Source organism: Ferrovibrio sp. (assembly GCF_025869515.1).
Classification (GTDB): domain Bacteria; phylum Pseudomonadota; class Alphaproteobacteria; order Ferrovibrionales; family Ferrovibrionaceae; genus Ferrovibrio.
Window position 1 is genome coordinate 87370 of the sequence record NZ_JAOZVR010000017.1, and the last position, 6111, is coordinate 93480.

The following is a 6111-nucleotide window of genomic DNA, read 5'->3' on the forward strand; positions in this document are numbered from 1 at the left end:
TTACCGCCGCTTAATAGCCGGCTGCTTAACTGCCCCGCCTGAGCGCAGGAGAGACGCGTAAATGAATATGATGGCCAATCTGGGGTCGGCCCGGCTGCAGGCGATGGTTGCGGCGGGTAGCGAGATGCTGAAAATCCAGCAGGATCTGGCCGCCAAGCGCAGCAACCTGGTGGCCGAACTGCTGCGCGGCGAAGAGGATTTCTTCGAGCAGCTGCATTACCCGGCCGGCGACGTGTTCGATCCGCAGACCGGCGCGCAGTATTATTACCATGCCCATCGCAACGACGATCGCGAGCATGGTCACTTCCATGTCTTCCAGCGTCCGCAGTTTCTCGGCGAGGGCTTCGAGCCGGCGAAATACGTGAAGACCGGCGTCGGCCGCTGCTCGCCGAAGGAAAAAGTCGGCGAACACTGGCCGCGCGGCGACCAGGCGCTGGCGCATATCGTCGGCGTGGCGATGGATCATTACGGCCAGCCGATCCGCCTGTTCACCGTGAACCGCTGGGTCACCGACGAGACCTGGTTCGCGGCGCGCGATGTGATCGCCATGCTGGAGCGGTTCGAGCTGCGTCATGGCTGGCCGGTGCCGAGCGTCAACCGCTGGCTCAACGGCCTGCTGCGCCTGTTCCAGCCGGAGATCATCGAACTGATCCGGCGTCGCGACGATGCGGTGGAAGCGCGCGGCCGCGCCAATCCGCGCGGCGATGCGCTGGAAGACCGCAGCCTGGAAGTGACGGCCTCAGTCGATATCTCGGTGGAACGCCGGTTGCGCCAGTTGCGGCGGTCGCTTGCTGCTTAGGCGCCCGCTGCCTAAATCAGGTGGCGCTCAGGCGCGCCGGTCAGGGCAGGTAGCCGAGGTTGCGCCATTCCGCATAGGATTTGCGGAAGGCATGGAATGATTCCCAGACCTTCATGAATTCCGGGTTGGCGGCGCTTTCTTCCTTCACCACCTGGGTCCATGACATTTTCAGCGCGTCCAGCACCGGCTTCGGCAATGTGTGGATGTTGACGCCGCGCTGACGGATTTCCTGCAGCGCCTGCACCTGCTGCACTTCGCCTTCGGCCAGGCTTTCGCGGATATTGTCGCCGCAGACATTCATGATGGTGGCGCGCTGCGCATCGGCCAGGCCGTCCCAGACCTTCATGTTGACCATCAGCGTGATCAGCGAGCTCTGCTGGTGCCAGCCGGGGAAGTAGTAATGGCTGGCGGCCTTGTCGAAGCCGTAGCGCAGGTCGATGGAGGGCAGGGAGAATTCCGCCGCATCGATGGCGCCGCTCTGCAGGGCGAAGAAGGTGTCGCCGCCGCTCATCGCCGTGGTCTCGACGCCGAGCCGGCGCATCACCTTGGCGCCGATGCCCATGAAGCGCATGCGCAGGCCCTTGAGGTCTTCCACCGTGTTGATCTCGCGGCGGAACCAGCCGCCCGATTCCGGCGGCAGCACGGTGCAGACGATAGGCTTGATGTTGAAGCGCGCGAACGTGCCGTCCATCAGCTCCTGGCCGCCGCCGTAGGACAGCCATGCCAGGTATTCGCTGGCCGAGGGACCGAAGGGCACGGTGGAGAAAAGCCAGAGCACGGAATCGCGCTGGGCGAAGAAATTCGGCGACGACCACACGGCATCGATGCTGCCGTCGGCGACGCGGTCGAACAGCTCGGCATTGGGTGCCAGCGTGTTGGGCTCGAACAGCTTGATCTCGATATTGCCGTCGGAGGCCGTCGCCAGCTTCTCCGCGGTGGTGGCGGCCATGGTGCCGATCTGCGGCGCCGAGGTGGGGGCGGCGCTGGCCAGCCTGATCGTCACGCGCCGGCCCGGCGCCTCGATCACAGCCGGCGCACTGCTCTGCTGCGATGTATCGGGCTCCTTGATGGCACGCGCTTCCGGGGCATGGGCGGCGCGGTCAAGCGAGACAGCGCCGATGCCGATCAGAATGCCCAGAACCAAAGCGAGGCCAGCAACTGTGACCAGACGCGCCAATATGGAATCCTCTATCCCCGCAGTGAGACCCACCCACCGGGTTTGTGCCGGGCGCAACAATAGGCCGCAAGTTGCTGGGTCGTCTACGTATTCAGACGGTAACTCCAGTCGCGCAAAACGGGTCGCCTTGACCTTGGTTACAACTGAAACTACCCTGCGCGCCAGGGCAAAGCCCATAACAAATCCATCGTCTGGGAGGACGCACCGTGGCAATCAATCTGGCTCGTCTCATGGGTAAATCAGCAGCCGTTGCCGCTGCGGCCATTCTGTTCGCAACCGCAGCATTGCCGGCGGCAGCGCAGGAGATCGAGCTCAAGCTGAGCCATTTCCTGCCGCCCGGCCATGGCATGCATCGCGACTGGTTCGTGCCCTGGGGCGAGGAGCTGGCGAAGCGTACCAATGGCAAGGTGAAGCTGACGGTGTTCCCGGCCGGCAGCGCCTTCGGCAATCCGGCGCGCCAGCTGGAGCAGGCGGTCAGCGGCGTGGTCGATATCGCCCACGGCCTGCGCGGCGTGCCGGCCGGCCGTTTCAACCGCATGGGCATCATCGAATTCCCCTTCCTGGTCGAGACCGCCAATGCGGCGAGCCGCACGCTGTGGGAGATGTATCCCAAGCATTTCGCCGGCGAGTTTCCCGACAGCGTGAAGGTGCTCGGCCTGCATGCGCATAATGCCGGCCTGATCCATACCGGCTCGAAGCAGGTCAAGACCATGGACGACCTGAAGGGCCTGCGCATCCGCTCGCCCAGCCCGCAGATCAACGCCATGCTGCAGCAGCTCGGCGCCACGCCGGTCGGCCTGCCGCCGGGCGAGGTGTATGAAAACCTGCAGCGCGGCGTGATCGACGGCGCGGTGTTCCCGTGGGACCCGATCAATTCCTTCCGGCTGTTTGAAGTCACCAAGTTCCATCTCGATGCGCGCTCCTACACGGCGAGCTTCTATTTCATCATCAACAAGCGCAAATACGACAGCCTGCCGGCCGATGTGCGCAAGGCCATCGACGACACCACGGGCAGCGCACTGACCGAGAAATTCGGCGACTGGTGGAACCAGTGGGATGCGCCGGGCCTGGAAGCGGCCACGAAGAAGGGCAATGCGATGACCTCGCTGTCGGCCGCCGAACGCATCCGCTGGCGCGACACGCTGAAGCCGACCACGGAAAAGCTGCTGACCGACCTGGAAGGAGCCGGCGTCAAGGATGCCCGCGCCATCCTGGCCGAGATGCAGCAGCGCATCGCCAAATACGAAGGCGCGAAGCGCTAGGACGCTGCATGCCCGCCGCCACACCGGCGGCGGGCCTTTTTTACGGACCACATCGATGACCGTGTTTTACCGTCTGGCCGAGCAGGCTGCTGGCTGGGCTGGCAAGCTCGGCGCCTTCTGCGCGCTGCTGGCCGGGCTGTTCACCTGCCTGGATATCGCGATCCGCAATCTCGGCGGCCAGGGCATCCTCGGCACCGTCGACATCACCCAGCTGATGATCGTGGCCTGCGCCTTCCTGACCATTCCCTATGGTTTCATCACCGACAGCCATGTCTCGGTCGATATCGGCATCAGCTGGCTGCCGCTGCGGGCCCAGGCGCTGTGCCGGGCTTTCGCGGCCCTGCTCGGCGCGGCGCTGATGTTCGCCATCGGCTGGTTCGGCATCGGCCAGGCCAGCACCGTGGCGCTGATGGGCGACAGGTCGCAGACCATCGGCCTGCCGATGATCTGGTTCTGGTATCCGCTGCTCGGCGGCGCCTTCTTCACCGCCGCCCTGGTGCTGGTGATCGTGCTGCGCCATCTCGCCGTTGCCGTCACCGGCCGTGACATCGCGCCTTCTGAATCGAAAGCCGAGGTCCTGTGATGGATGCGACCTGGCTCGGCGTCATCGGTTTCGCCGCCGTTCTGCTGCTGATGTTCATCCAGGTGCCGGTCGCGGTGGCGATGGGCGTGGTCGGCGGCATCGGCTTTCTGTACCTGCAGGGCTGGGATGGCCTGGCCTATGTGATGGGTTCGTCGCCGTTCGAATCGGTGATTCCCTACAGCCTCTCCATCGTGCCGCTGTTCGTGATGATGGGCGTGTTCGCCACCTATGCCGGCCTGTCGCGCCAGCTCTACGAGGCGGCCTATGCCTTCCTCGGGCATTACCGCGGCGGCCTGGCGCTGGCCACCATCGGCGCCTGCGCCGCTTTCGGCGCAATCTGCGGCTCGGCGATTGCCACCGCAGCCACCATGTGCCGCGTCGCGCTGCCGGAAATGCGCCGCCGCGGCTATGCCGACAGCCTCGCCACCGCCACGGTGGCGGCCGGCGGCACGCTCGGCATCCTGATTCCGCCCTCGATCATTCTCCTGATTTACGCGCTGCTGACCGAGCAGTCGCTCGGCAAGCTTTATGTCGCGGCCCTGCTGCCGGGCGTGCTGGGCACCGGCCTCTACATGCTGGCGATCACGGCGATCACGCGGCTCAATCCGCAGAGCGGCCCGGCCGGCGACCGCATGCCCTGGGCGCAGCGCCGTCGCACGATGAAAAATGTCTGGCCGGTCTTCCTGCTGTTCACCATCGTGATCGGCGGCATGTTTGTCGGCGTCTTCTCGCCCAACGAGGCGGCCTCGGTCGGCGCGGTCGGCGCGCTGCTGTTCGCCGTGCTCGGCCGCACCATGACCTTCGGGCGGTTCAGGGACAGTTTGCGCGAGACGGCGGCGACCAGCGCGATGATCTTCCTGATCCTGATCGGCGCCGGCCTGTTCAATTTCTTCCTCGAAGTGACCAATGCGCCGCAAGTCGTGGTGGCACAGATTCAGGCGCTCCATCTGAGCCCGGCGCTGTTCCTGGTGCTGCTAACGGTTTTCTATGTCGTGCTCGGCGCCCTGATGGACGACCTGGCGATGATGCTGCTGACCCTGCCTTTCGTCTTCCCGGCGGTGCAGGCGCTCGGCATCGACCCGATCTGGTTCGGCATCTACATGGTGACGATTGTCGAGATCGGCATGATCGTGCCGCCGGTCGGCATGAACCTCTTCGTCATCCAGGGCGTGGGGCAGGTCAAGTTGCAGACGGTGATCCGCGGCATCCTGCCGTTCGTGGCGGCCGATCTGGTGCGTGTCGGCCTGCTGATCGGCTTCCCGGCGATCGTGCTGTGGCTGCCCAGTCTTATGGACTAGCGAGATTCGAGTGGTTTAGCTTTCTCTTATTTTGGCAAAAGAACTAGAAATGAACATACCTAAAGTCAGGATGCCAGTTAGGGCTTCTGCGCTCACAACGAAGATAAGATGACGGGCGTTTTGATATTTCTCGAGAGTCATAGTTGCGAACGATGCCATGCTAAATGCTAAGGAATAAGAGGCGTCGCCCGCGGTAATTGAGGCGGGATCGAAATAGTAGAAACTGGCATATGCCAGGATGACGGTGAATCCGAAAAACAGGGTTCTCGCGGGTTTTGTCCCATAACCCCAAATGCAGCGACTGAGTAGGTTTCCAACGGCACGCATATAAAGTTCAAGAACTCGAACGGTGGCTTTAAACGACACAAGCCAGTTAATGCGGGAAACAAGATATGCAGTAAGAATTTTTCCAAACTGTTCTCTCGTCGTCCGCCTGAGGTAATACATATCCAGCAAGTCGGATAATGCCAGGTGATGACCGTGCCCCGACAGTAAGTCGCGATGATAATACAAAGCGGAAAAATATGTTTTCCCCACTTGCTTGTTATATTCGTAGTGAAAATGTGCCGCCTCTTCCATGTCGCGTTGCTCGTTGTGCTGATCGCGGAATAATTTTAAAGTCTGTGCAGCTCGATCCGCGATTTTGTTTGTTGTCGTGAATGCGACTTTGCAATTCTTGATGCGAGTTTTTTCTCTAAACTTTGCTCTAACATCGCAATCTATAAATGAACAATTGACGATAGTGGCGTCGATTGCATCAATGTCGACTATCATTCGCCTAAAATGGAAATCTTGAAAGATACCATTCATCAGCTTAAAGCCGCCTTCATGTGCCATGGATAGTTGTGTACTTTGAAACTTCCAAAAATACGAATTTCCGATAAGGGCGCTGTTCCTAAAGCTTGAAAAAATAACGGACTTAAACGTACTGCCAGATGCATTCTCAATTATGGTAAAGTCTAAATCAGCGAAATCTAAATTAGATCGGAAGA

The 6111-nt window shown here is 61.4% G+C and carries 6 protein-coding genes; 4 read left to right on the forward strand and 2 right to left on the reverse strand.

Features of this window, described 5'->3' with window-relative positions; all coding sequences use genetic code 11:
- The first annotated feature begins 61 nt into the window (after nucleotides 1–61).
- The gene (locus OJJ21_RS03720; protein ID WP_297683280.1) at nucleotides 62–799 is read left to right on the forward strand and encodes a hypothetical protein; all 738 of its coding nucleotides are present in this window, start codon (nucleotides 62–64) and stop codon (nucleotides 797–799) included.
- Between the two features lie 40 nt (nucleotides 800–839).
- On the opposite strand, the gene OJJ21_RS03725 is transcribed toward OJJ21_RS03720, so the two are convergent.
- On the reverse strand, nucleotides 840–1976 hold the full coding sequence (locus tag OJJ21_RS03725; RefSeq protein ID WP_297683282.1) for a TRAP transporter substrate-binding protein: 1137 nt from the start codon (nucleotides 1974–1976) through the stop codon (nucleotides 840–842).
- A gap of 206 nt (nucleotides 1977–2182) precedes the next feature.
- On the opposite strand from OJJ21_RS03725, the gene OJJ21_RS03730 reads away from it, so the two are divergent.
- From OJJ21_RS03730 to OJJ21_RS03740, 3 genes are read left to right on the forward strand one after another with little or no spacing between them, the layout of a single operon-like run.
- Complete coding sequence (locus tag OJJ21_RS03730; RefSeq protein WP_297683284.1) at nucleotides 2183–3238, forward strand: TRAP transporter substrate-binding protein; 1056 nt, start codon at nucleotides 2183–2185, stop codon at nucleotides 3236–3238.
- Between the two features lie 55 nt (nucleotides 3239–3293).
- Nucleotides 3294–3821 carry a TRAP transporter small permease gene (locus OJJ21_RS03735; protein WP_297683286.1) on the forward strand — a complete coding sequence of 176 codons (528 nt, stop codon included), beginning with the start codon at nucleotides 3294–3296 and terminating at the stop codon, nucleotides 3819–3821.
- A complete protein-coding gene (locus OJJ21_RS03740; RefSeq protein WP_297683289.1) occupies nucleotides 3821–5119 on the forward strand; it encodes a TRAP transporter large permease in 1299 nt (432 codons plus the stop codon). The genes OJJ21_RS03735 and OJJ21_RS03740 overlap by 1 nt, the downstream gene beginning before the upstream one ends.
- 15 nt (nucleotides 5120–5134) lie before the next feature.
- Here the strand turns inward: OJJ21_RS03740 and OJJ21_RS03745 are convergent.
- The coding region (locus tag OJJ21_RS03745) for a hypothetical protein (RefSeq protein ID WP_297683292.1) at nucleotides 5135–6111 on the reverse strand (977 nt) is incomplete at its 5' end.